Annotated in this window: 26 protein-coding genes; 22 read left to right on the forward strand and 4 right to left on the reverse strand. The window is 47.4% G+C overall.

Going from position 1 to position 25,115, the window contains the following annotated elements:
- The first annotated feature begins 544 nt into the window (after window positions 1-544).
- Window positions 545-1,198: a hypothetical protein gene (locus tag R9X49_RS22090; protein WP_319850412.1), complete on the forward strand. Its 654-nt coding sequence runs from the start codon at window positions 545-547 to the stop codon at window positions 1,196-1,198.
- 26 nt (window positions 1,199-1,224) lie between these two features.
- On the opposite strand, the gene R9X49_RS22095 is transcribed toward R9X49_RS22090, so the two are convergent.
- Window positions 1,225-1,851 carry an RES domain-containing protein gene (locus R9X49_RS22095; protein ID WP_319850413.1) on the reverse strand — a complete coding sequence of 209 codons (627 nt, stop codon included), beginning with the start codon at window positions 1,849-1,851 and terminating at the stop codon, window positions 1,225-1,227.
- Between the two features lie 213 nt (window positions 1,852-2,064).
- On the opposite strand from R9X49_RS22095, the gene R9X49_RS22100 reads away from it, so the two are divergent.
- A complete protein-coding gene (locus R9X49_RS22100; RefSeq protein WP_319850414.1) occupies window positions 2,065-2,775 on the forward strand; it encodes a hypothetical protein in 711 nt (236 codons plus the stop codon).
- A gap of 13 nt (window positions 2,776-2,788) precedes the next feature.
- Here R9X49_RS22100 and R9X49_RS22105 read toward each other — a convergent pair whose 3' ends face one another.
- Together R9X49_RS22105 and R9X49_RS22110 are read right to left on the reverse strand one after the other, a co-directional pair.
- Window positions 2,789-3,769, reverse strand: coding sequence for a DUF6685 family protein (locus R9X49_RS22105; protein ID WP_319850415.1), 981 nt, complete (start codon window positions 3,767-3,769; stop codon window positions 2,789-2,791).
- Between the two features lie 366 nt (window positions 3,770-4,135).
- Complete coding sequence (locus R9X49_RS22110; protein ID WP_319850416.1) at window positions 4,136-4,627, reverse strand: ProQ/FinO family protein; 492 nt, start codon at window positions 4,625-4,627, stop codon at window positions 4,136-4,138.
- 267 nt (window positions 4,628-4,894) lie between these two features.
- On the opposite strand from R9X49_RS22110, the gene R9X49_RS22115 reads away from it, so the two are divergent.
- On the forward strand, window positions 4,895-5,338 hold the full coding sequence (locus R9X49_RS22115) for a hypothetical protein (protein ID WP_319850418.1): 444 nt from the start codon (window positions 4,895-4,897) through the stop codon (window positions 5,336-5,338).
- Window positions 5,339-6,220: 882 nt separating this feature from the next.
- Here R9X49_RS22115 and repA read toward each other — a convergent pair.
- The gene (gene repA, locus R9X49_RS22120; RefSeq protein WP_319850419.1) at window positions 6,221-7,084 is read right to left on the reverse strand and encodes an incFII family plasmid replication initiator RepA; all 864 of its coding nucleotides are present in this window, start codon (window positions 7,082-7,084) and stop codon (window positions 6,221-6,223) included.
- A 781-nt stretch (window positions 7,085-7,865) separates the two neighbouring features.
- Between repA and R9X49_RS22125 the strand changes: the two genes are divergently transcribed.
- The 19 genes from R9X49_RS22125 (at window position 7,866) to icmT (ending at window position 25,111) form a co-directional block, all read left to right on the forward strand.
- Entirely contained in the window at window positions 7,866-8,420 is a 555-nt protein-coding gene (locus tag R9X49_RS22125; protein ID WP_127088051.1) for a transcription termination/antitermination NusG family protein, read from the forward strand.
- Complete coding sequence (locus tag R9X49_RS22130) at window positions 8,407-8,625, forward strand: TraR/DksA C4-type zinc finger protein (protein WP_319850422.1); 219 nt, start codon at window positions 8,407-8,409, stop codon at window positions 8,623-8,625. Before R9X49_RS22125 ends, R9X49_RS22130 begins: the two co-directional genes overlap by 14 nt.
- Before the next feature lie 114 nt (window positions 8,626-8,739).
- Complete coding sequence (locus tag R9X49_RS22135) at window positions 8,740-8,982, forward strand: hypothetical protein (RefSeq protein WP_319850423.1); 243 nt, start codon at window positions 8,740-8,742, stop codon at window positions 8,980-8,982.
- Window positions 8,979-10,025 carry a TcpQ domain-containing protein gene (locus tag R9X49_RS22140; RefSeq protein WP_319850425.1) on the forward strand — a complete coding sequence of 349 codons (1,047 nt, stop codon included), beginning with the start codon at window positions 8,979-8,981 and terminating at the stop codon, window positions 10,023-10,025. Before R9X49_RS22135 ends, R9X49_RS22140 begins: the two co-directional genes overlap by 4 nt.
- A gap of 9 nt (window positions 10,026-10,034) precedes the next feature.
- Window positions 10,035-10,463, forward strand: coding sequence for a type IV pilus biogenesis protein PilM (gene pilM / locus R9X49_RS22145; RefSeq protein ID WP_319850426.1), 429 nt, complete (start codon window positions 10,035-10,037; stop codon window positions 10,461-10,463).
- A gap of 50 nt (window positions 10,464-10,513) precedes the next feature.
- A complete protein-coding gene (locus tag R9X49_RS22150) occupies window positions 10,514-12,127 on the forward strand; it encodes a PilN family type IVB pilus formation outer membrane protein (RefSeq protein ID WP_319850427.1) in 1,614 nt (537 codons plus the stop codon).
- Window positions 12,128-12,130: 3 nt separating this feature from the next.
- Window positions 12,131-13,408 carry a type 4b pilus protein PilO2 gene (pilO2, locus tag R9X49_RS22155; protein WP_319850428.1) on the forward strand — a complete coding sequence of 426 codons (1,278 nt, stop codon included), beginning with the start codon at window positions 12,131-12,133 and terminating at the stop codon, window positions 13,406-13,408.
- Entirely contained in the window at window positions 13,395-13,901 is a 507-nt protein-coding gene (gene pilP, locus R9X49_RS22160) for a type IV pilus biogenesis protein PilP (protein ID WP_319850429.1), read from the forward strand. Before pilO2 ends, pilP begins: the two co-directional genes overlap by 14 nt.
- A 4-nt stretch (window positions 13,902-13,905) precedes the next feature.
- Window positions 13,906-15,432: a GspE/PulE family protein gene (locus tag R9X49_RS22165; RefSeq protein ID WP_319850430.1), complete on the forward strand. Its 1,527-nt coding sequence runs from the start codon at window positions 13,906-13,908 to the stop codon at window positions 15,430-15,432.
- A complete protein-coding gene (locus R9X49_RS22170) occupies window positions 15,422-16,573 on the forward strand; it encodes a type II secretion system F family protein (protein ID WP_319850431.1) in 1,152 nt (383 codons plus the stop codon). Before R9X49_RS22165 ends, R9X49_RS22170 begins: the two co-directional genes overlap by 11 nt.
- Before the next feature lie 95 nt (window positions 16,574-16,668).
- A complete protein-coding gene (locus tag R9X49_RS22175; RefSeq protein WP_319850432.1) occupies window positions 16,669-17,250 on the forward strand; it encodes a type 4 pilus major pilin in 582 nt (193 codons plus the stop codon).
- Window positions 17,251-17,298: 48 nt separating this feature from the next.
- Window positions 17,299-17,778 (forward strand): lytic transglycosylase domain-containing protein, encoded by a 480-nt coding sequence (locus R9X49_RS22180; protein ID WP_319850433.1) that lies wholly within the window; start codon window positions 17,299-17,301, stop codon window positions 17,776-17,778.
- On the forward strand, window positions 17,779-18,423 hold the full coding sequence (locus R9X49_RS22185) for a prepilin peptidase (protein WP_319850434.1): 645 nt from the start codon (window positions 17,779-17,781) through the stop codon (window positions 18,421-18,423).
- Complete coding sequence (gene pilV / locus R9X49_RS22190; protein WP_319850435.1) at window positions 18,420-19,763, forward strand: shufflon system plasmid conjugative transfer pilus tip adhesin PilV; 1,344 nt, start codon at window positions 18,420-18,422, stop codon at window positions 19,761-19,763. The genes R9X49_RS22185 and pilV overlap by 4 nt, the downstream gene beginning before the upstream one ends.
- 1,442 nt (window positions 19,764-21,205) lie before the next feature.
- On the forward strand, window positions 21,206-22,330 hold the full coding sequence (locus tag R9X49_RS22195) for a site-specific integrase (protein ID WP_319850436.1): 1,125 nt from the start codon (window positions 21,206-21,208) through the stop codon (window positions 22,328-22,330).
- Between the two features lie 117 nt (window positions 22,331-22,447).
- Window positions 22,448-22,909: a DotD/TraH family lipoprotein gene (locus R9X49_RS22200; RefSeq protein ID WP_319850437.1), complete on the forward strand. Its 462-nt coding sequence runs from the start codon at window positions 22,448-22,450 to the stop codon at window positions 22,907-22,909.
- Window positions 22,906-23,700 carry a type IV secretory system conjugative DNA transfer family protein gene (locus tag R9X49_RS22205; RefSeq protein ID WP_319850438.1) on the forward strand — a complete coding sequence of 265 codons (795 nt, stop codon included), beginning with the start codon at window positions 22,906-22,908 and terminating at the stop codon, window positions 23,698-23,700. The genes R9X49_RS22200 and R9X49_RS22205 overlap by 4 nt, the downstream gene beginning before the upstream one ends.
- Entirely contained in the window at window positions 23,697-24,854 is a 1,158-nt protein-coding gene (traJ, locus tag R9X49_RS22210; protein WP_319850439.1) for a plasmid transfer ATPase TraJ, read from the forward strand. The genes R9X49_RS22205 and traJ overlap by 4 nt, the downstream gene beginning before the upstream one ends.
- A complete protein-coding gene (icmT, locus tag R9X49_RS22215) occupies window positions 24,851-25,111 on the forward strand; it encodes an IcmT/TraK family protein (RefSeq protein ID WP_127087998.1) in 261 nt (86 codons plus the stop codon). Before traJ ends, icmT begins: the two co-directional genes overlap by 4 nt.
- The last annotated feature ends 4 nt before the right edge of the window (window positions 25,112-25,115 follow it).

A 25,115-nucleotide genomic window follows, 5' to 3' on the forward strand; every position in this document is an offset into this window, starting at 1 on the left:
GTGAATGACGCACCCCCATATGACCAGACAGGAAGGGAGTAAAAGACAATGACAGACTGTATACGTGACTATTTTGAATCCGCCGAAAACACCTCTATATCACGCACACGGGCAGTGACCGAGCTGGCCCGACACGGGATAACAGATACGAAAGAGTTTTTTGATGAACTTGGCGATCGTGATATTTATACCGCTCAGGAGGTACTGATTTGGCTCGGGTATCCCTAAAATCCGCCCAAGTTGAACACAAAGCCACTCAAACCCGCAGGCTACATCTGATCACCACATGCATCATGGTGAAAAATGCAACGCCTGCGGTTACGAGCGAACTGACCATTACCGGCAGTATCGAGGTCCAATTGATGGTATTCAACCAATACATTCCGTGCTCTCCTTTTCCCTACGGGCAGATACTGTGCCGATTTGATTCAGTCAGTCGGTGTACGTAACCAGAAATACACTACACCAGAGAGCGGTTAAAAGTTGCACCATTTTAAGATTTAAACTATCCTGTAATTATTAAATCTTAAAAGACGAGGTAACTATGATCGCTAAGACACAGGAAAGAGCCTCCCGAACTGAAGACCAACTGCTCACAGCTCGGTTAGATAATCTACTCCGTACCATTTATTCAGGTACTCCACACATCCCTGCGGAAAAAAAGCAGAAACTGGTTACGCTGCCCGATCGGGAGTTTTTGGCTGAACTCCTGCGTGAAGTAAACATGCAAGCCATACTGAATACCAAATCTCCCGAGCAGATCGAGCAGGAAGAGTACGCAGAAAACAGGTTGGCCTTTCTCGAGGTTCTGAGGAAAAACTACGGGGGCATTCACAAGTCCAGTGCGGTGAAAGACATCCTGCAAATTTCCATTCCCACGGTTATCAAAAAGGGGGAAAAGGGGGAATTAATTGCCCTGGCTTCAGGGACAGAAAACCTGTATCCGGTGTTCCAGTTCTCGACCGATGAAAAGAACAGTGAGAAAGGGATGCTCAAAGGCGTGCCAGCACTTCTCGCGGCATTCCGTCAGCCGCTCAGCGCGGTGAGAAAGTGCAATTTCTTCACACGCACCATCGAATTACCAGGAACCGGGGAGAAGACCTCTGTGCTGGACGTGCTGCGCCGTGGCGCCACGCCAGAGGAAATGCAGCATTTTCTGATCCTGGCTGAGAACTTCGGGACACAAAACGCGGTGTAACAATGGGCCTCGCGGCCCATTGGATCTCAGACGACCAAAATGCCCAACTGAGATTTTAAAATCTCTTTGCCCGTTTTCCCGTTGTGAGTGTACTCACTCAGGGGGGTTACAGAGTCAGTCGAAACCATCCCTGCCCCCGTGACATCTTCAGACCAGAGAACCACACAGGGAAAACCCGTGTGGCGAGACAGGTAGGTAAGCCCGTCTGCATGCTGAGAAAGCTCTTTCGCCAGTTGCTGTGTGTCGGCATAAACGGTTTTCGGCCCCATGAGGTCCCCGACCGCCACCCCAAGAAGGGGGGCGAGCAGGCGCTCATCAAATACACGTAGCGGCCTTTCAACACGAATTTCTGCCATACAGTTCGTTGTAAAATCAGATTGGTCTATAAACTTTTCTTCCTGGTAAAACTCATGACATGACGTGTGAGGCGAATTGGCCATGTACATCGGGGATTTCGAGTTATCTGATAACGAAAATCGGTTGTTGCTGTCGGGATTGAAATACACCCCGTTGCCCCCGAAACTTTCTGCTTGTAGCTTATAGTAAACAGTATCTTGCTCGATAACTTCAGTCACCTGAAGCTCACTCGCGTCCTCTGCCGCCACAAGACTCTTTATTTTTTCATGGAGGTTTCCCCCGAATAGTGTACCCATAAATCCCCTTAGCTCTGTTAAAGCAAATATTTTGATTTAGCATAAGATTTAGTCTCTTAGCTGATTGAGTTGGTTGCCTGTGCTTGCCCAGGACAACATTTTTGCCCGCCAACAATGATCCAGACTGGCGGGAAATATCATAGCCTATTTCAGATACTAACGAGTTGTATGTGCTCAGCTTTCACACTTTTAAATCACGATAGGAGGGGCGATATGGCTCTGAACGCTGTACCAGCTGGCGCTCATTCCCAGACCGTGCACCTGATCACCACCTGCAGCAAAGGCAAAACCGCGCCCGCCGGTGATACGGTTTTTCCTTATGACACGTTACCGATCGATGAGGCGATGACGTTCTGGCGTCAACAGGTTCAGAAAGCCTTTGCAACGGCCGGCGGCGTTCGTCCGACAGCGGCATTGTATTGCGGGGTTCACTGGGGAAAAGCGATTGCTCTGGCACAACAGTTTTCCGAGCTGGAGTTATGGGTGATTTCTGCAGGGCTGGGGCTGCGGCACAGCAGCGATCCGGCCGTACCGTATGAAGCGACGTTCAAAGACATGTCCTATCCGCCGGCGGCAGTCTGGGAACAGCTGACACAAAAGCCATTGCTGCCCGGGCGTTGTTCATCACTGGCTATGCTGATGCGGCGGCACCCCGCAGACGGGTTCGTTATCGCCGGCTCACCGACTTATATTCAGGCTATCGAGCAAGACGTCAATGCCGGCATTGGCACGCTCACTGACGCGGCCGCACAGTTGACGATCGTCACGTCGCAGGCCTATCGCGGTTGCCTGTTACCGTACGTGACCTGCAGCAGCACGGAGATGCTCACCACGCTAAGTTGCAACATGACGAGTCTGAACATCAGCCTGGCCGGCACGCTGATAGCCCCTCATGTCGATGAACTGCGTCAACGCCCACTATGACGTCGATGTTTTTTCAGGAGCCAAATCCAGAAGCATTCGAATTCGTTCGTGTCGCCTGCACTAATTCATCCAGACACCGTCCAAAATCAGGAAATCCGGCAGTTTCCAGCATATCAGCGACCACAGTGGCTTTGCGATTGTCACGTGCCAGCCAAACAATACTCAAAGCGTCTTTGGCATGAGACGGGGAATGTAAATTATACGGGAGCCCGGAGTAACCAAAAGGACACGAAAATGCTTTCATGGCGTGATAAAAGTGGCCAAAGACCTCTCGTTCCGGGATTAAAAACAACCGCCAATGCTGCTGGAGTCGCGAAACCATTGGCGCATTGATCGAGTAGCGCCACAGCTTTCCGGTTAGCGTGATGCATTTATTCAGCCTGACAGCCTGGTAGCGGGCGGCACCGAAATGATGCGAACCTCCGCTATTGCACCAATACAAACGACGTCGCGCCCAGGCGTAGTCATCAAAATACAGTCGGTGGAGTCGGATCTCTCCCCATCGCATATTTTCCAACAAATGCGCTTCAGTGACCGGTTCAACGAAAGACGGGCAACGCAGCATAGGAAATTCATCAATATCATTGATGTCATATTCACTGGATTTGGACGCGCCAATCCCTTTGACATCAGTGATATCGCAGGAAAAACCTTCAATCACCTCTTCCTGAACCAGATTGGCGACCTCTGGCACAACCACGTCGCTGCTCACAAACTGACGATCGGAGTCAGGTTGCAGATAGTGCAGAGCATAAGGAATACCGTACCGAGAGGTTGACATCCAGGTATGCCAGGACACCACAGACCGCAGCCAGAAAGTGTCTGGGCTGTGTTGCAATGGGATCGGGCAAAACAAGCCACTCCTGATCGCACGGGACAAGCCTTCCGGATAGCCGGTAAAATGCCTGAACTCCTCCCACAGCGCGCCAGCGACTCTGTGCACAAACGGTTTCTTGTCTAATCTGTCCGTACGAAATCCGTCGTCCGACATCATGCTCTCTTCTTTTTAATTCGTTATGCCGGCATCAATGCCAGTAGCTGGTAAATTCCGTCTTCTGATAACTCTTCAGTGGCATGCCATCCGAATGGATCAATCAGCGTCTGCTGCAGACGGGTTCGTCCTCTCTGGCTCACCACGCTGTGCTGCAAAATCACCAAAATGGTGAGATGGGGCTAAGGGAGCGGGGGAATTCTGATACAGCTCACATCAGCAATAGATATCCGGAACGCCAGTGAAGTAAGCGCTATCTATCAGTTACGCCCTGCAGAGCATTGAAAGGGGATATGTCAGGTGAAACTAAGGCGAACGGTTAGAAACGACACCAGATCAGGGCTGAATATCGGCACTTTGCGCCCATCTTTACTTCGATTTCCTCAATTTCATAATCTTTTCCTTGGCGCGTTCCCTGTGTTCATCGCTGATAAGATCCACTGACTCACCGTTAAGGTTGAAACGGTGGGTTCCTTCAACAACCGACATGACATAGCGCGCACTCTGGGTGTATCTGACCAGATACTGCTTAATCTGAACCTCAGAGATAGGTAAATTCCGCTCTTTGGCATCATTCACCATTGTTTCTGATATCTTGAGGGCCAGCGGCTTGTACTCAGAAAACAGTAAGGGCCAGAACTGGCTGAGCCTTTCCTGGGTCTTGGAATTTTTCTTGTAATTCCGCCTTGCGCTCCCGCGTAATTTTGCCGGAATATCCTCCCGCATTCCCGGAGGGCAATGAAGTTTTTGATCGTCCACTTTTCCTACCTCAACAGGCTCGGCCAGAGCTTTAACCTTAAGCTCTTTCGGCTCAATAATGATGCGCCGACGTTTTTTAATGATGATGGTGGGATCGGCCATAGGTTTACCTCTGCTGGAATCTTCTGAACGACGAAAGTACAGAATGATTAAGTACCGATTAAAAAACAACTCCTCAAATTATAGTATATTTTCAATGGGTTAACTACGACTTGGACTAAAATTAATCAAAAAAACACTCAAATTTTAGTAGTAATATCAGCTACTTAAAACACAGGTCTAAGGTTTACAATATTACGAATATTATTTTGCGCAGTGCCGGAAACTGCGGCAAAAATCCTGTGCATCAGCCAACATAAGAACCGGAAAATGACGCTACTGAATCACGAAGCACGGTACTATCTGGAAGTGACCACATTGCTCAAAGAAGATATTGATGACTACAACTTCTATTGTCGCAGTAATAACGTCCCCAGCATTACCATATGGCGTTCAGTGAGTTACAGAAGATTTGATGTTGTATGTTCGTGGGAGCATCTTGAACATAAAAATCATGATGTCGTTTGCAATCCACTGTTCGGGCCATGCATAACTGCTTACGCAGAAATGCAACTGAAGAAACTGATTACCTTGCATGATTGGCGTGGGCCGACCCCTCCGACCCTAGAACTGTCTAGGTCCCGACAGCTGGTGACATTCAAGCTTATCCAGAATATAGAGTGCGCACGAAAGCTGGCGATTGACAGCTACCTGTTTATTGTCTGCCTCATGGAAGATGTGCGAAACCTTGAAGCTGGGGAGCAGGTTTTGTGATGCGCGTTAGCGCATGTAAGGCGCCTGACGAAGTTTCATGGAAAACAATAGCTAGAGGCGCCGGTACCCGGCGTAGCCGGCTACTGTTTTGATAGATTCCACCAATCCTTCCCTTCATCCTGCAAAGCTATACCCGCTAAAAGCCACGTAGGAGTTTCTGTAAGCGATCGGAGTGGTCACGGCAAGGCCTTTGGCCGCAGACGGGGCGTATCTCCGCGTTATGCGCCTTTAGGCGCTTACGAGCGCACCTCCTTGTTTCTAGTCGCGATACTATCTGGGACTGATGTGGAGACTAGTTACAACATCCGTCATTAAAAGTGATGCTTTCCTCGGCCTTCGGCCGGGGGAGCGGCACTTTTTAGTGTCGGGTTCTGGCTCAGGGATTACATATTTGTACTATCGAGAAAGTACGGATCGAATAGTACCGAGTAACTGGATTAGTTCGGGGCCCGCCGCTTTGCGGTGGGAGCTAACTTTAAATCTGAGCGGCGCGACCTTTGGTCGCTGCAAGGGAAGTCATTATTGAGTCTGTCCATAGGGCAGACGACGAATAGGTTATTTTTTTATATGAAATGCTTTTATTTCTTTAACAGATAGTACAGAGCAGAAGTTTAAAAGGATCTATGCACTTTAAAACAGGAACGTTTAGCGCTTTAAAGCTATAGCGAGTTTAACTTAATAGAATGATCCCTTGCAGTTAAGTGTGGATAATTCATTTTGGCGTAGTGTGACGTCATTCTGTACTTAAAATTTGTCGGTATTGATGATGCAGGGTTTCTAAATGCCAGCGCCAGGCATAACGGGGAGTACATTAAATAAACGATGCTGTCTAACAGACGTGAGTAACCCTCCGGCGCTAGCCGGATAGCTCATATGTAAGGTTCAAGTGGTGCCTGTTGCCAGGCGAGTATGATTATTACCGCGGGACATAAGCATTCGTTCTTTAACGCGTCGCGATACTTCTCTCCGTACAGCATCATGATTACCGGTGAACCGTCCCTCGGCAATTTCACGCGTCAGCTGTTGCTTCACGATCGCTTCAATATCACGACGGGTGCGGCTAACGTCTTTACGAGCCCGAGCGCGTTTCAGGCCGTGTAACTTGCGTTCCGACTGGTAGATACGGAAACGTTCGCGAACATAACGCCAGGCTCTGGCGATTAACTCATCCATTTCCAGGCGAGGCTTGTTCTGCTTTTCACGCTGCTTATTTTCCCATTCCACTCGACTACGCCGCGCAGCTGCAACAGCAACGTCGGAGACATCGAGAGCAGAGAACAGCGCCGGTGTGAACGTTATATCCGTAGGAATATTGCAACCGATCTGCGGATCATATTCAGTCTGATAAGTGATAAGCCCCAGTTCCGCCATAAAGCGAAGCGCCCGGGTAGCCCGGGTGATAGAAAGGTTACCCTTTTTAGATTCGGTGGCCAAACCGCACTCGATAGAAAGGTTTGTAATTGAACGCTGTACACGGTTGGCCAGCGGATCGTAGTGAAAACATAGTCCCTGGAGTAAAGCATCTATGGCGCGCCGGCGAAGAACTGGTGGCATTCTTCGACGAAGGCCTAAGGAGCGCATAAATGCGACGTGCATAGAAAAATCGAAACGGGACGTAAAATCCTCAGATTTTTCCATCAGCTTACGGCAGAACGGCAGAGTTTTTTTGCCTTCACGAGGCGTAAATTCAGGATTCGGGTTCCGGACCTGCAAATATTGCGAGACTAGAGCTGGAGAGTTAGCCACCGCACCCTGCACTTATGACTGGCGCGGTTAAAATGAGTTGAAATGGGCAACACATAAGATATAATTCTTCCTAGGTTATACCTATCGATACCCTCTTGTTCTACGACGGCCGGTCAAAGCGACAGTAGAACAGAGGGTTTTCACTTTCTGAGGCTTCGTTCACCTCTTCTGCCGCTGATATTACCCCATCTTTCCTAAGTTGCAAATCCTAAGATCTTCTAAGATCTCGTTTTCTCATCAACGCGATGTGATCTGCTTCACACCAATTCTTAGCCCGATTCATCCTTACCCCCCATTATGTCAATGCGCATTTATCCTAATAAACCCGTCAAACGCTCAAAAAGCAGTCATTTAACCAATTTTTTGCAAAATTAATCCGATCAAAAAATAAGCACACTCACGATCTTTTATTCTGCTCTTTGGATCTAACGCAGTAGAAATGATCGAGGAAAGTTAAAACAACGATCATTTATTCTGATAGTTCTGAGTGTTATCCACAGCTCAGTGCTATTACACTGTTTTAAAGGATGTTTACAGCGTTAAATATTGAGGTTATAAAGCAACGCAATATGACTGAGCCATCAAGGCAACCAACCAGTCTGGCTTTACTGAATTGTTCCTTCGGGGAAGAGTGAACACGCCTCTTCTAATCAAACTGCAGGTACAAATATCAGTACGGTAATGTTCACTGTGAACGCCTTCTTTCTTGACTACTTCTCCCACGGTCAAGAAATGGCGGAGCTTACAAAATTATCGATACCTTTAATGCGAGACACTTATCATGGAAGCGTGGTATCTGCTTTGCTACGAACCGGGCAAGGGAAATTTATATAAGGCGCAATTAAGCCTGGACAGAAAAAACATCAATTTCTTTTGTCCAATGTTACGAACCTATCGGGAACGCAAAGACTGTAACAGTTTTAGAATGAGTGTTGAGCCGCTGTTCAATGGCTATATATTTGTCGCATTCGATCCTGAAATAATTCATCCGGCAAAAATCGAAACGGAATGTCCCGGTGTTAGTAAATTTGTACGCTACGGAAATGAAATTAAAAGCTTACCGCCTCATGTTATTGAAAGCCTGATGGACCTTCCGTTTTGTACAGATGAACTCGACAGATATCGCTTAACGTCTTCATCTACAAAAACACGACCAAAGAGACCACCCAAAAAAACCAGACGACGCATGAACAATCCTCAAAAGGTTCAAAGCAGCCTCTATAGCAAAATCAGAGATATTGTGGAAATCGACGAGGAACCGTTACGTACGGCAATGTTCGTGGCATTTGCTGAAAGCCTGTCTGAGCAAAGGAGGACTGCTAATGGATATAATTGATCATCTTCTGGATGAAGAAGAGTTTTTATTGAATCTCAAAATTGAATCTCGTCGCGTTAAGCCAGTTATACCATCTGCGACCCATTGCCAGCATCAGCATTGTAACGCTGAAATACCAGAGAGCCGACGGGTATTGGTTCCCGGCACACAATTTTGCGTATATTGCCAGGCGGAAAATGAAAAACTAAATAAACACTTTCATTAATACCCTTTAGTTCCCTTGCTACTCTTGGCCAGCCTTTGCTGGCCTCTTTTATATCAACGCCCCTCCTTTTCTCTAAACAGACCTTCTTATGAAGGATCATCTTTTAGGCCCATCATGAAAAATAAATATCTAATGCACCGCGTTACTCCAGAACGCAAAGATGAATTAAATGGCGTAGCTGTCGATCTTGGATATAAACAAAGGCAGCCTATTTCCGTCAGTGATGTTATTAATGCGCTAATTGATATGTGCGTCACAGGTACTGTAAGTCGAGAAGACCTTACAAAACAGATCTTGGCCAACTTTGAGAGACCCAAATCAGCTCCAGGCCGGCGTGTCACAGGGGAAAAGTTATGAATAAACACATTACCTGTTTACTCCCGCTTTGCCTGACCGCGTGTCAAACCACTCACGTCAGCACCCAGCCTGACGCCTTGAGCCTTGTGGATCAGCTGCTAGGTGAGCAACTGGTAAAAATTCAAATCGAACAGAAGAGTCTTGCGCTTGCTAGCGGCCTCAATTTCCAGCCATTAAAGACCAGTCAGCCTGTTACGGTACAGAAAGCACAGCTTACACCTTCGGGTAAAAGTTCCCCTACCCCTGCCACAAAAGGTCTGGTGGGTAAACCAGTAATTACTAACTCTCAACCTGCCAAGCTCCCGAACGTTAGTTTTACCGGGGATGCTGACAACCTACCGGCCCTGGTGTCAAATGCAGGGAACAAACAATCACTCGATACTGCCCTGAGAGTAATTATCCCGTCAGGCTGGTCAACGGTGAAATCAGCCCGTTTAAAATCCGGCTTCAAACCACTGATTAGCTGGAGTGCTGGCGATCAATGGCCACATACATTGAGCAAGCTTGCACTCGAAAATAAACTCCAGGTGACTATTCAATGGGCCTCTCGCCAAGTCCTGATTGATTTGGCTGACACTCAGCAAGGAACAAAACCTGTGGTGACGAATCCGTTGCCGCAACCAAAGTTACTGTCCCCACCGGCTATAGCTGCCAAACCTGTCGATCCGGATAAATCCAAACCTTCTCTTATGGCTGTTAAGAAGACCAATACCCAACAGGCTTCATTACCATCACTTCAGCCGGCCAAAAAAGTATGGAGAGCGGAAATCGGGACAACGCTCAAAGATGCCATATTCACATGGGCGGCAGAAACTACCTGTGAGGCTAATCCAGATAAAAAATGGACCGTAGCATGGGTAACAACCACGAACTATCGTATCGACGGCCCATTGCAGTTCAGCGGTACATGGCGAGACGCGCTTAATCAGGTATTCACACTTTATTTAAAAGCCTCAGTACCTCTTTATGCCGGCACTAATTCTCCCCAGTGCGTACTTAAAGTCGATGATAAGCCAGTTGTGGATGATAAAACTGTACGTTAAGGGGGCCTTGTGGGCTATCTTTTATTGGCGATATTCACGTCCTTATTTCTGCTTTCATCTGGTTCCCTACAGCGTGATAACGCTACTTCTGCTGAAGCCTATGCTCAGGGCACCATTAACCAGCAAGCAACGGATACCATGCGGTACCTGAACTCCCTTGTTGACTACCTTTACCAACACCCAATCAGCGATGGTTCGGTTCCGGACACGCAGCTGGGATTCGTCCCCCCTGGAGTGAAAAATTTTATTCAGAGCGGTCGTTTATGGGTCTATCAGCCAAACCAGCACGGACTTGTTCGTGCACTGGCCACAGCCTCGTCTCAGTCGGCTTTCATCGGAATGGTGAAAGCCCGACGGCTGGTTGACCTAAGCGGTCTCGATATGCAGGTCTCCGTTCCATCACAAATTCCAGACGGCTATATCGTTTACCTCAACTAAAGTCCTTTACCGCCAGGTTCTCCTGGCTCACGACACGACGAGAAATCCTCATGAAACAACATCCCATGACCCGGGTGGCAATTGCGATTGCCGCCCTCTCGCTGCTGGCTGGTTGCTCTAACCTTCAGCGAATCAACGAAACGCAAAACACAGCTGCAACCGATTTTGATACGGCTAGCCGTAAGATGACCGTCCCGACAGGCACACAGCCAGTAAGCGAGTTCTCAACGCAATGGATAAACCCAGTCCCACTGAATTCAAAAAGTGAGCAGGAGTTACTCCCTGGATGCTCTGTCACCCTCATGCGTCCAGGGGAGATAAGCCTTGCTGATGTAAGCGCGTTTATCACCCGCACATGCCGAATTCCGGTAGTCATAACTCCGGATGCTCGCTCGGCTGCAATGTCCCGAGGAGCGACTGAAAAGATGTCAGGCTCGATACCGGCACCAGTGCCCGCACCTGACGCAACAGGAATGATTCCGTTAAATCAGATGGGGGCAACTACATTGCCCAGGGCTGTAACCGGTACGGATGTTTTAAAGGGTGTTCACTGGCAGGGTGCACTATCCGGGCTACTGGATCACGTTACCACTCGTTTGGGGCTTTCCTGGCGCTATGAGCACGGTCGAATCGCTATTTTCTACCTGGACACCCGATCGTTTCCTATAACGTTCCAGGATTCACAGAACTCGTTCTCGTCCAAATCAGTCTACGGCACAACATCATCGTCCGGAGAGGGCTCAAGTGGTGAGGGAAATACGTCCCAGACAACCACGACCGATATGAACACAAACCGCTATAAGGAACTTGAAGCGACCGTTAAGTCTATGCTGACGCCGGAAACAGGAAGGATGTCCATAGCCGGCGGAATGCTGACCGTCACAGACACACCGCGGGTGCTCACTGCAGTACAGCGTTATATTGAAGGACGAAATACTGAACTCACTCGCCAGGTTGTATTGAGTGTGAAAGTGTGGTCGGTAACCAAGAAAAGGCAGGATCAGCTGGGCATCGACTGGGATGCGGTTTTCCGCTCCGGGAGCGTTGGCCTGTCATTAGGTAATACGATGTCTGGTGTGGCTAACACAGCGATGACCGGCGGGTTATCTATTCTGGACGGCAAATTTGCTAACTCAAATGCCTTTATTCATGCCCTTGCACAGCAGGCCAACATTTCGGTTGTCACACAAAATACCAGCGCGACAACAAACCTCAACCCTGTCCGTGTACAGGTTATTACACAACAGGACTATATCAGCCGTGTCAGTACTGAAAATACAGCGAACGTTGGCTCAAGCACATCTGTAGAGAAAGCAACCATCTCCACCGGTTTTAACATGACCATGCTGCCGTACATTATGCCGGCGTCTGACCGTATGGAGCTGCAGTATTCAATATCCATGAGCGACGATCCGGAAATGCAGCCGGAAAAAATCGGGGAAGTGACGTTAAAACTCCCAAAAACAAAAATGCACAATTTCGCTCAGAACGTCATTCTAAAATCCGGACAGGCGTTACTACTCAGTGGTTATCTGCAGGCTAACAACACAGTAAATAAAAACGGAGTAGGTTCTCCTGGCTTCATCGGGCTCGGCGGCGGCTATAACGCTGAGAAAGGAGACACGATTCTCGTAATCGTCATAACGCCGACTCTGCTGGGGTAAAAAATGCAGCACAATACTATTATCCATGCCGGCAGGAATATCTGGGTGGCAGGCCTGTTTTGGAAAGTTTCTGAGGCGAGCAGAAAACTGGATCACAGGCGTCTGGCGAGGAAAGAAGATGCAGATCACTTCATTTCCTTGGTTCAGTCTTCTGGTGTACTTATTGGCACTGCCAACCTCAGCCTTACGGGACTAACGCCACGGCAAGCTGGCCACGCGAATGCACTGGCGCCAAACTTACTTACTCTGTTAGGCGATAATGCCTGGGCTGTATTTGAGTTAGAAGACGGCGGGTACTACTTCGTAGCCACAACCGGCGGTTCTCTGTCCCTCCTGTCTGATATAACAGGGAGCCTTGAAGAAATCCGAAAGGCAGTTGAGCGTTATCTTAGCTATACCGGATCTGAATCAGCTTCTGTTGTATTTTGCCCTGTAGGGTTTATGCCCGACCTGACCGCTCCGAAGGGCGATCTAAATCAGCTTCTGGCCACACTTACCCGCGAACGTACCTTTCGCCTAAAACCGATATCTACACGGCGGCCAGTGGCAATCTGGTCACTCGCTGTTTTACTTGCCGTTGCAGGATGGTACGGATATTCAACCTGGCAGCAGAAACAGGAGCTGAAAGATCTGGAAATTAAGAGGCTTGCTATTGAGAACGCGCAACGGCTTGTTAAGAAAGATCCCCCAAAGCCCTGGGAAAGAGTTCCTGACGCAAAGTCTTTTATACAGACCTGCAGCGAGGGCTGGATCGTACAGTTGAGTATGGCTGGGTGGCCATTTAAGGCTGCTATGTGTGGAAGTGATGAAGAAGGTATTTACGTCAGGTTAGCCTGGCGAAAACCCGAAGGAGGAACACTTGACCCATTTCGTCAGAGGCTGTCTTATTTTTATCCCGAGCTTAAACCTTTTTTTAATATACCCGGAGAGGCCAATACCGGTGGAGTCAAAAAGCCGTTAAGAGTAATTAATCAAGCATCTCCAAGTGAACATATTGGCGACGGTGATGAGATTACTCAGCGCGTAACGAATTACGCGCAACAAATACAGGCGAAACTGGTACTGAGGGAAGACAATAAAGGTAACGTTATTGTTGATGGTAATCTTGTCGATTTACCATGGCGTACTTATTCCTTTCAGCTCGACACCGACATTCCTCCTGACAATCTATTTGGGCCTGATATTGATACATCAGGAATACGTTTAAATGTAATAACAATGACATTAAACAACGCAAGGCTGCATTACAGTCTGGAAGGAACACTCTATGCGACTCGCTAAATACATTACCGCTCTATTTATTCAAAGCATCAGCTTTTATGCAGGCGCAGCAGAAGGTGAAACCGGGAAAATAGTCTCAACACCTTCTGCTACACCGGTTCATAATCTGACTACTAAAGACCTTGAAAGAATACAGGCTGAAACAGTCCTTTATGAAGCTCGCGCTGCGCGTGCAAAAGCCATTATCAGTTGGCAAACGAACGGGAATGGTCTTGATGCTCCAGTTCCTATAATGGGCGTCACTACATCAGCTGAAAAGGCTACGGAACATGCGCGGATTGACCGTTTTGAAAGCGTACCCCGCATCCTTGAAATTGCTGGGAGTAGTGGCCAGTTAACTTGCAGGATGCTCATGCCCGATGGAACAGTCGTGGAAGCAAGGAATGGCCAGCGACTTCCTGGGTCTGCTTATACAGTAGACAAAATTACTTCACAGGGCGTTCAGTTAAAAACAGATGCAGGAAAAATAGTTTCACCATCTTTTACGGAGTAGCACCATGACAGATTTGGCTGCATCGTTCGTCCAGAACGAGGACATTATCGTTCCAGCGCAGATTGTGACTCGAATTCATCTTAAGGAAGGTGAGCAAGCACCTTCCTTATTCATATCTGAAAATGATCGTTACGATGTTCAAATACAAGCTTTTGTAAGAAAAATTACAGATATAGACCCTGATACGTTTATTAAGTTTCTGCCTCTAAATGAAATACATGCGCTTAATAAAGGCGACAAGCTTGCAACTGACATGCAGCTGACCCCATCGCAGAAAAAGGTCGTAGAATTGTTCAGGCTTGCTGTAAATCGCAAGGCATCCGATATTCACATCGCTATCGGGGAAGAAGGGCTGGCTTTTATTAATTTAAGAATTCACGGAAGTCTTATCCGAGTAAATTCGATCCCTCAACAAGAGGGTTTAACTCTCGCGTCGACAATAATTCTTTCTATGTGTGACGTAGCGGAATCTCAGTTCAACAGTAACCGCCCTCAGGATGGGAGAATTGAGTCGAAATATCTTGAAGGACTAAATTTATTTGGCGCACGCTATTCACACACACCGACGGTTCACGGCATTCATGTAGTAATGCGTTTAATACCTGATGATAGTGAAAACCCTCCAACACTCAGCGAACTGGGTTTTCTACCAGAACAAAAGAAATTGCTGGAGAAAATGTTAGTCACTCCAGAAGGTATGGTTATCCTGAGCGGTCCCACAGGATCAGGGAAAAGTTCGACCCTTCGCACAATGGCCAGCATGTATCTGAGCTTCCATGAGTACGCTCTGAATCTTGTAACATATGAAGATCCCCCGGAAGGGCGCATTAAGGGGGCCGTTCAGTGCCCGATTATTGCCAACAAAAATAACCCAGACGACGTTCTGCGTGCATGGCGTCTCTATCTCGCAAACACTCTCCGTATCGACCCCGATGCAATACTTATCGGTGAAATGAGGGACTCTTTCTCAGCACAGGCATGTGTCACAAACGCAATGACAGGCCACCTCGTTTTGTCAACGACACATGCAAATGACCCTTTCAACATTCTTGAGCGCCTGCTGACGCTTGATATCAGACCCGAGTTATTAACAGATCCACAGTTGTTCATTGGGCTTGTCAGTCAGCGACTGGTTCCTGTTCTCTGCGAGCATTGCAAGTTGAGCTGGAACGATGTTGTTAATGATCTAAGCGAAATCCAGCAACAACTAATTTCTGAAACCTGTGATACCGGAGCCACTCGATTCAGAAATCCAGCAGGATGCAGCTGCTGTGAAGAAGGTATTGTTGGTCGTCAGGTCGTGGCCGAAGTGATACATCCCGATGCGCAGTTTATGCTCAGCTTCCGAAAACAAGGGAAACTGGCAGCGCGTGAATACTGGATAAAGCTAATGGGTGGCATAACTCGTAATGCACATGTCCTGAAACTGGTTAATCAGGGGCTGGTAGACCCAAGGTCAGCGCAGCGGATTTGCCCTCTTGATGAAGATCGACGGCTGTTGACTGAAGGCGCGCAACAAAATGAAAGCTAAACTGAACTCCTTACTGGCCGGTATATCAGACCTGTCTTCAAGCACGCTTGTTAGCAATTTCAATGCCCGGCGTAAAGCCTGCAACCGCTGGATTTACAGTAAAACCTTCTCGAGCGGCGATCGCCTTAAACTATATGAAGAACTAGCCTTCCTCCTTAGCAATAATCAGCGTCTGAACGTGGCGCTGGAAAATATGTTATCAACCGCATTGAGCGGCGGGCTCTCAGCTGCACGCGCAGCAGTCTGGCTTGAAGATATTCTTGAAAGCCTTAATAACGGTCTTCCTCTCGATCAGGCGTTGGTCGAATGGGTTCCGCGCGGCGAATGCGCAATTATCAGTTCAGGTCTTCAGGACGGAAATCTTTCGCAGGCGCTGGAACGAGCCACTACGATAGTTAGTGGGATAGAAGAGATGAAGTCGAGTGTCTTCAGTGTACTCGCATATCCATTCTTTCAAGTCGCTATCGTCACCGGCCTGCTGAAAATGATCCATGATTACTTTTTGCCACCGATGACCCGTATGTTTCCCCGGGAAGATTGGAGTGGTTCAATGTGGTTGCTTGGGATAAGCGCTGATGTTGTGGCCAAACAGGGTATCTGGCTGGGGATCTTCTTCCTGTTGTTCTGCGGCTGGACGGTGTGGTCTCTGCCAAACGTAGGAGGACGTCCGCGGCGCATTCTAGACTATATGATTCCCTGGTCACTTTACCGGGACTTTCAGGGCGTCGTGTTTTTACTTAATGTGGCAGCTCTGCTCGGGGCAAACGTTAAAACGCTCGATGCCCTAAATAAACTTGCAACACACGCGTCACCCTACATGCTGGAGAGGCTTAATGCCATACGGCGAAGAGTTAATGCCGGCGATCACCTGGGGCTGGCCTTGCGCAACTCAGGATATAATTTCCCATCACTTGAAACTATTAACAAATTAGTGCTTCTGACCGCAGGGCAAAATAGTGATAACAGTCAAATAGTGATTGAGCGTTACGCAATGCGCATGCTCAAAAATACCATTAAATCAATGAAGCGCAGAGTTATCCGTCTATCCCTACTTTGTTTCTGTCTTATTGGTGCATATATGGGCATGTTGCTGGCCGTTATCCAACAGCTCAATGACCTGGCAGATCAAATCGGCAGATAATTTTTTCACTGAATTTCAAATACCTCGGGAACCCCGTCTGGAGTGCCCGGTTCATCGCTGGTCGCTAGACCTGTCTGTTACACAAGGAAATATCAATGAGTAAACAATGCACTTTGCCTGCCACGCGGGTTCATCGTGGCGTTCTGAGTATCGAGATCGTCATTATCTTGGCCGTACTCGCAATAGCGGCCATAACCATCTTTCTTAATTCCAGCGGCCTTTTCAGTAAAAACGAAACGTCCACCGAAATGGCTAATGCCCAGCAACTGACTGTTAATACCCGTTCATTGCTCAAAACCGGCGGTGTTTATAATTTTAACGGTGCCTCAGATATGACCGGGCTGTTAATTAAATTTGATGGCGCCCCGAAAGCTATGTCAGTAGTTGGTGATGCATCAAGCGGTACTGCGACGCTGATTAACGTCTGGGGGGGAGGGGTAACGATCGAGCCAACCGCTTCCAGCGGAGGTAAAACAGGGTTCACTTTAACTTACGGAAATGTGCCGCTGGCTGCCTGCACAGTCATGGCTTCTCAAATGTCCTCTTCGTACGGCGAAACTTCAATTAACGGCAGCACAACAGTAGGAACAGTCAGCGCTGTTACTGCAGGTAGCCAGTGTACGAAAGATAACGGTTCTACAGGCACTAATGCCCTGAAATTTACCAGCATGACCTAATCAACCTAACCCGGGCAGGTCAAACCTGCCCGTTCAAGGAGGCATCCGATGAAAGTTATTACTGGACTGCTAGCTCTGGTGATTGCTATCTCTTTTTCGTTATCTGCTAAGGCATTTTGTTTTAAGGAGGCAGGCGTACGATACCAGATTGACCCTCGTTTATTGATGGCCATAGCGCAGCAGGAAAGTGGAATGAACCCTACAGCTGTTAATACTAACCGGAACAAATCGGGAAAAGTGGTTAGCTACGATTATGGCTTAATGCAGGTCAACTCAAACCACATCCCCAAATTAATAGGCATGGGGATAATAAAATCAAAGGACGAGCTGCTTAAGAATCCCTGCCAGAACGTTCAGATCGGAGCATGGATACTGGCGTCACATTTGCAGAAATGCGGTGTGAACTGGTCCTGTCTTGGCTCATACAACGCAGGTTTTTCTGAGAAAACCGAGCAGGAAAAGAAACGCTTAAATTACGCCAGAAAGATTTATCACCGTTATAACACCCAATTGGCGGGGCATCCCTGAATGAGCCTGACGGCCTTATATCTGTATGCTCTGCTATTGGTTTATCCTGCCGGTAAAAAATTACTGTTTATATCCGAATTCTATATTCAACGCATGGATAACGAGAGTGAGCCAGCAAATACGCTACACCATGAACTGCTCAAGGTCTGGCTTATTTTATGTGTCGTTCTGATATCAGTAGGTTTAGCCGGTTTCCTTGGTCCTGAACAAATACTCAGAGCTCTTCTTGTTGGTGCGTGGTGCCTCGTTCTCGCCGCGCTTGATATAGCCCGATTCTGGCTCCCCTTTCGCTTTACCGCCTCTCTGGCGTTAACTGGCGTCGTGTATTCAATTTGGATACTTCCAGAGCGCAATCCAGCTCAACTGCTGGTCGAACTTAGCTTTATTTTTATACCACTTGAGCTTGTTCGCCTGACGGCGAATTACATCCAAAAAGATGAGGTATTTGGCAAGGGGGATGTTTGGTTAATTACAGCGCTCGTTTGCTGGTACCCAGCATTCGATGTACTTGCCGTTACGCTGATCGCGCTATCTGCAGCCATATTTACTGGCGCCATAACCAAGCAGCGTTACCTGCCATTTGGCCCTTTTCTCTGCCTATTCGCCGTTATTCCGGCTTTCACCACACTGGACATAATCATATGAAGAAGAAAATTCACCGTGGAATGGTGAGCATTGAAATTTCTGTTGCACTGGCAATCATCATGATTGCAGGCATATACGGAATGAGTCGGTACAGCCAATACATGACTGAGCTTGAATGGTCTGTTGAAGCACGCCGTATGGATGCAGTTACTGCAGCCGCCAAAAGTTACATCCGTGATAACCGTGAAACCCTACAAAGTCAGGTCTCAAACAGTGGCAACGTAAAAATTACCGGCGCGCAGCTGCAGCAGGCAGGATATTTACCCCCGGGCTTTACACTATCAAACACCAGTGCTCAAACTTTTCAAATCGCAATTGTCCGCAACCCTTCTGACAATACAAAGCTGGTTGGTTTTATCCTTACTCAGGGAGGAAAGGCAATTTCTTATAAGGGGTTAAGGTATATCGCTCAGTCTATACATGGTGCAGGGGGATACATCCAGACCGCAAATCAGGCAGAAGGAGCCTACGGTTCATGGAAAATGAATTTATCAAGTTATGGTTTAAGCGGCGAATCAGGTCGCCTAGCAGTATGGCTTTCCTCTGATGTTATCGGAGCCGATGACCAGGAAAGTGATCGGCTTTACCGTTATGCGTTAGCCAGCCGGCCAGAATTAAATCGTATGCACACAGCGATAGATATGAACAGCAATAATTTGAATAACGTTGGTACTGTTAATGCTAAAACAGGAGCGTTCACAGAAAACATTACTGCAAAAAATGGAACTATCACTGAAACTCTAAATGCTAATAACGGGATATTTTCGGAGGGTGTAACTGCAGACTCTGATATTCGCTCAACTGATGGTTGGTTAATTACTCAGAATTCCAAAGGTTGGATGAACTCGACACATGGCGGCGGGTGGTTTATGTCCGATGACGACTGGATGCGCAGCCTTAATAATAAGAACATATACACCGGCGGGCAGGTCCGGGCAGGATCACTGACTTCAGATGGAAGGCTTACAATTGGTGAGTATTCCTTACACCAAAAAGTGGAAGTTGCAGGCACTGTGTGTTCACAAAATGGCCTTCAAGCACGTGATGCAACTGGCGCTGCACTTTTCTGTCAATCCGGTGCGTGGGGCAACACTAGTGAAAGCGGCGGACACTACACACTAGCAGTCGCTACAAATAACATGATCACGTCAATTGGTAGTATCAATCCTGGGATAATTGAGTATTACGAACTGAGATCATGTCTTATTGGAAACCCTAAAATTTCGTCGCGCTGTGGATGCCCCGAAAGTTATCAACGAACGATCATGGGTGAGTTCTCTACGTCAGACAGGAATGATAATAAGCAGTTTTTCACTAGTGTAGCGTGTTTAAGACGATGAAATTATCCCTGTAACCTCCCTGTCAATCCGGTGCGTGGAGTGCGCCAGGAATCGGAAGAAAAACAATCTTCAGACTGAATTTCAGTAATGCACTAACCGCACAAAATCTAGGCCAACATCAGATATGTGCGCTGACTAGCGTCGGGTTCCCTGATGGGCCTGGTGCATGTCGTTTAGATGTTGACTCGGCTGATAATTGGAAGCTGTTTCTTGTTCCGTATTGGAACGTAACAACAGAATGCCACGCAATCTGTATCAATTAACCCCCCTGTCAATCCGGTATGTGGGCGCAGGCTGGGAAAGTTGATGTGTACTATTCAAAAGACAACTACACAAATTGGTTCCGTGACCCCACCCCAAGGGCACCATATCCCTTTATACAAAATTTAGGGCAACGTAATTTCTGTGCATTGCGGCATATGGTGGCTCCGTATATGGGTAACGAAAATCCAGGTGTTGGTTGTTCAGTTGAACAAAATCTCAATGGAGATTGGTTGCTAAAGCAAAATCAGTTCGTCTCCGGCGAGAATGGCTTTTGTAAAGCTATCTGTTTTTAAGCCTTCTAACCCCCCTGTCAATCCGGTATGTGGGCTGCAGGCGGCGGATTAACAGATGTTGTTGTTAAAAATGGCGGATACGGCGGGTATGTGAATGAATGTCCGCCTGGTCAGATGTTAGTTGGCATGTACGGATTTATGAGAAAAAACGGTAGTAACAGCTCTACTGAAGGTTATATGTGGATAACGCCATTTGATGCTACTCAAAGCGTCGATTGCTCACACAATGACAATTCATGCTCCAGACCAATGTATCAGCTCAATAGAATCGAAAAGATCAAGTGTGGCTAAGTTAGCCGCATTTTACTGTCGTTATTTTTGAGTATTTGTTGTAAGGGGCACAGCGTTGTCCCCCCGATCCGTTTTCGCCGTTTGAACCTGAATCCCAGCAGTTTTCGCCAGTCTCGTTAATCTGGCTAGATGATATCCATTTTTGCCCGATTTCAGTATATCGACTATTGCCATTTCCCCAAGCGTAGCCCTCCGTTACATAGTACATCACTGGTACATCGCTTGATCCAGGGCACAACGAGCCGGTCAACGTCTGCAATCCGCCGCCTGCTGCCCACATACAGGATTGACAGGGAGGTCACGGGTTAGCCGCACTTTGTTTTTATAGGGGACGTCCAGGTTGGCTGTCTAGTGCAAGTAGTCCCCTCTTTTCCTGTGCACGATGTCGTTATGTCATTTATTTGACTAAATAACACCCATAGATATGGTTGTGTTGGCCCCCAGGTATACCTATTCGTGTAATAAAAAACAGGAACTGTCCCACTTGGGCATGTATTTCCATCAACAGTAAGCAGCCCTCCGCCTGCGGTTCCCCACGCACCGGATTGACAGAAATAGTAATATAATTATCATCCCAGCTTTTGGGGTAAAATCATGCTGCGAAAGCGCATAAAAAACATGCAACTATCCACAGCACTGGATAAATATTATGAAACTGTATCTCGTTATAAACGAGGTGCATCTCAAGAATTTTATCGGGTCAATGTAATAAAAAGACAACCATTGGCTCAAATGACGATGGATAAAATTACTTCTGTAGATATTGCCGATTATAGAGATAAGCGACTATCCGATTTAAACCCTAAAACAGGTAAACGTATTAGCGGCAATACCGTTCGACTAGAGATGGCGTTGCTATCAAATTTATTTAGCATCGCACGCATCGAATGGGGAACCTGTCGAAGTAACCCTGTTGAGCTTGTGCGGAAACCTAAGCCATCACCTGGTCGCGAACGCAGATTATCTAAGAAGGAGGAACGGCAGCTCAGTAATCTTTTTAGAGATAAGAATATGGAGCTGTACTGCATATTTCAGTTAGCTATTGAAACTGCTATGCGTCAGGGAGAAATCCTTTCGCTAAAATGGGCTAATATTAGCTCCGACTACAGCCAAGCTTTCTTACCTGAGACAAAAAATGGCTATGCACGAACTGTACCTTTCACAAAAAGAGCAAAAGACATTCTTAAAACAATGACTCCATTTATATCAGAGCGGGAAACAGTTTTTTCTTACACATCGAGTGGTTTTAAATCAGCCTGGCGTAAATCTATAATATATTTGGAAATAAATGATTTGCACTTTCATGACTTAAGGCATGAAGCAATTTCTCGTTTTTATGAATTAGGCACGTTAACTGACTTAGAAATTAGTGCCATCTCAGGGCACAGAACTCTTACTATGCTTAAGAGATATGCGCATATTAAGACAACGTATTTAGTAAAAAAACTAAATACTAAAAAGAAAAAAGGTAATACCCCTGACCTTTTCATGCCCTATCCTGCAAAAATTTCATGCTATGAAAATGGAACAATTGAACTCTACTTCCCAGATTTTGAGGAACTCAACGTCATCGGCAAAACGTACGAAGAAACGGTTTCTTATGCTTCAGCAGCGTTGCTGAGAGAGCTGGCCATCAGATTAAAACAAGGGCATTTCATACCTTTCCCTATGAATATAATGCCAGATGACCGTTCATATACTGTTATTTCTCCAGTTTAATTTAATACGAAGCTGGCGATAGCCGGCTTCATCATTAATAAGCCAAAATCCTAACCCTTTAAATTTCATCCTGCCGGTTTGTTCGGCTCTACTCATCATTTTTCTCGAGAATGACATATGAAACGACACGTACTCGCGGCGCTGTTGCCTATACTGCTTGCCGGTTGTCAAACAGCCTCTGATGTTGATTGCAAACCAGCGACCTTAAACAGTAATTTACAAGCCAACGCCAACGCCAGTCAGGCCGGCATGACAACTTTATTGAAGTCTGGCGCCATTAATCAGAAAGCCTTCCAGTTAAGAAATAACATTACTGCAAATAGTCAAAGAATCAGTATTGAATGGGATGGCGATGCAGTTGAATTATTAAATACTCTCGCCAGACAACGTGGTTATCGATTTGTATATACCGGTACCCGCTTACCACTTCCTGTCAATGTTCATGTGAATAATATGACTTTTGAGCAGGTTCTCGACCTCGTTCGTGTCCAGACTGGCTGGCGAGCGAAATTAGTTCAGGAAGGCGTTGAGTTACGGCTTTACTTTAGCCTCCCAGATAAAGAGGGCCGTCTCGCATGAAACATTTTGCACTGGCAGGCCTAATGATGTTCTGTGCTTTGTCGGCTTTTGCAGATGAGATGGATGCTCGTCCTGGAGATATTTCCTCGTATTTGAATCCTGAGATAAACGATTTCAATGGCCTTAGCGAAACCGTGTGGCAGATGCTGAATGATGCCGGCCGAACGATCGGCTACCAGGGCGGAAAGGCGCAACGATCATATGAGCTAAGGCAGGCTCTCATCACAAGGGATGATATCCTGAGTAAAACCTATGACTTTCGTCCTCTTATAAGTCGCCAGGGATACTTGCCGCCGGTCATCGTGACATCAACCGACCTTGCCCATATCACTGCAGATCAAATCCGCACGGCTTACAGAACTTACAACATCATTGTCCCAGCTCGGTTTGTTAGCAACCCTCCGGGCTGGCGTTCATACCTTTTACTCGGACTCTCAGGTAAACGCATTGATGCCCCGGATGCTGCTGTTCGCCCCAAAGACAGCAAAGAGAAAGCCGTTTGGGAGGAAGCAATTCGCAAAGGGTGGGAAGAAGGACGCAAAAGTGCAGACCGCTCCCTCGAAGCAAACTTTAATCGTCTAACACGCGATTACTCCGGCATGCTCCGTTACTCCACGCTTTTGCAGCAAGGGATTATCCAGGCACCAAGCATCAAAGAAAACCAGCAGAGTGTAACCGGCACAAGAGACGAGTTGATGATCGGTGACAAAGTTAAACGTATTCAGGACCAGGCTGGTTTTGTTGTTGATAAGAACCGCTGGAAGCCCTCAGTTCGTAAGGAACCACAATGACATTCCCATCATTCGACTTTCATGCTCATGGCGGCATAACGGGAGATAGCCTGAGATCTTTTCTCGTCCATTGTGCCAAAAACAGCGTATCCGATATTTTTCTGCAAGGGGGAGGACCGCTGGTTGTGGATTTGCACGGTCGTAAAATTCGCGCCAGCGAGTTTCGCATTGAGCCACAACAGTTAACCCGGTTAATGGATGACGTCTTTTCGGAACAGATCAAGGGCGACCTTAAGGCGGGAAAAGGGGTCGATAGAGCACTGCAACTGACTGGCGATATGTATAACCGCAACGGGCTGGGGCGCGGTGAAAGCCTCCGGTTTCGCTGTAATTTTGTTCAGGCCACTATCGGTGATTACGACACGGTACCGGCACTGACATTAAGGACTATCCCAACGATCATACCGGAACTCGAGACGTTGGGGCTTGAGGATGATTTGCTACCCAGTCTGCTGCCTCACAATGGGCTTGCTTTGATCACCGGCGAAACCGGGTCTGGTAAATCCACCCTTATGGCGTCGATTTATCAATATATCGCTCGTAACGATCCCGACCGTAAAATAGTCACAGCAGAAGATCCTATCGAGTTCCTGCTTAACTTTCCAAACGCGATACTGATGCCTGAGCAGTCACAAATAGGCCGGGACATGGCCTCATTCGCGGAACATCTTCGTCTGACGTTGCGTCGCGCTCCTGGCGTGATTGGCGTAGGTGAGATTCGTGATCTGGAGACGCTGAGCGGTGCGATCGTGAATGGTCAATCTGGGCATTTCTGTTTGTCCACTATGCACACTAATTCCCCTGGCGAGACTATTCCCCGCGCACTGATGTTGGTACCTGAAAATCAGCGTGAAGCGATGGCGTGGAACCTACTCAGTAATCTGCAGTATGTCATTACACAACGCCTGCTCCGCACAACAGATGGCAAACGCCAGTCGATCAGGGAATATCTCATATTCGATGATGAGGTAAAAAACGAACTTGGTAAGTTAAAACATACCCAATGGCGTACCTGGATCGATAACCATCTGAGCTCACGCGGTGAGCGAATGAGTGATAAAGCCTGGGCCCTTTTTCAAAGTGGGCGTATCAAAGAAAAAGAGTTACTCACAGTCATTTCCCGACGTGAAATAGACAGGAGGGCAGCGATGTGAAAATCAGCCAATGGCGAGACGCAGGGCGGCGGCTTGAAATCGCGGGTGTGCCGGTCGTTCTCTTCTCATTGTATGCCGCATGGTTTCAGTGGCCAGAACCAACAACATTCTACATCGTCACCGGCATCATCCTTTTTTTCCGCATCCTCTCCTTCTTCGGTTTCACCATCACCATTTTGTGGCAACGCCTTCTTCGCCTGCTGCGGGGCTTGCAACTGACTGGACGCCCATGGTGGTACCGCAAATTTTTTGAGTAATGAG

The sequence above is a fragment of the Pectobacterium carotovorum genome, assembly GCF_033898505.1.
Classification (GTDB): domain Bacteria; phylum Pseudomonadota; class Gammaproteobacteria; order Enterobacterales; family Enterobacteriaceae; genus Pectobacterium; species Pectobacterium carotovorum_J.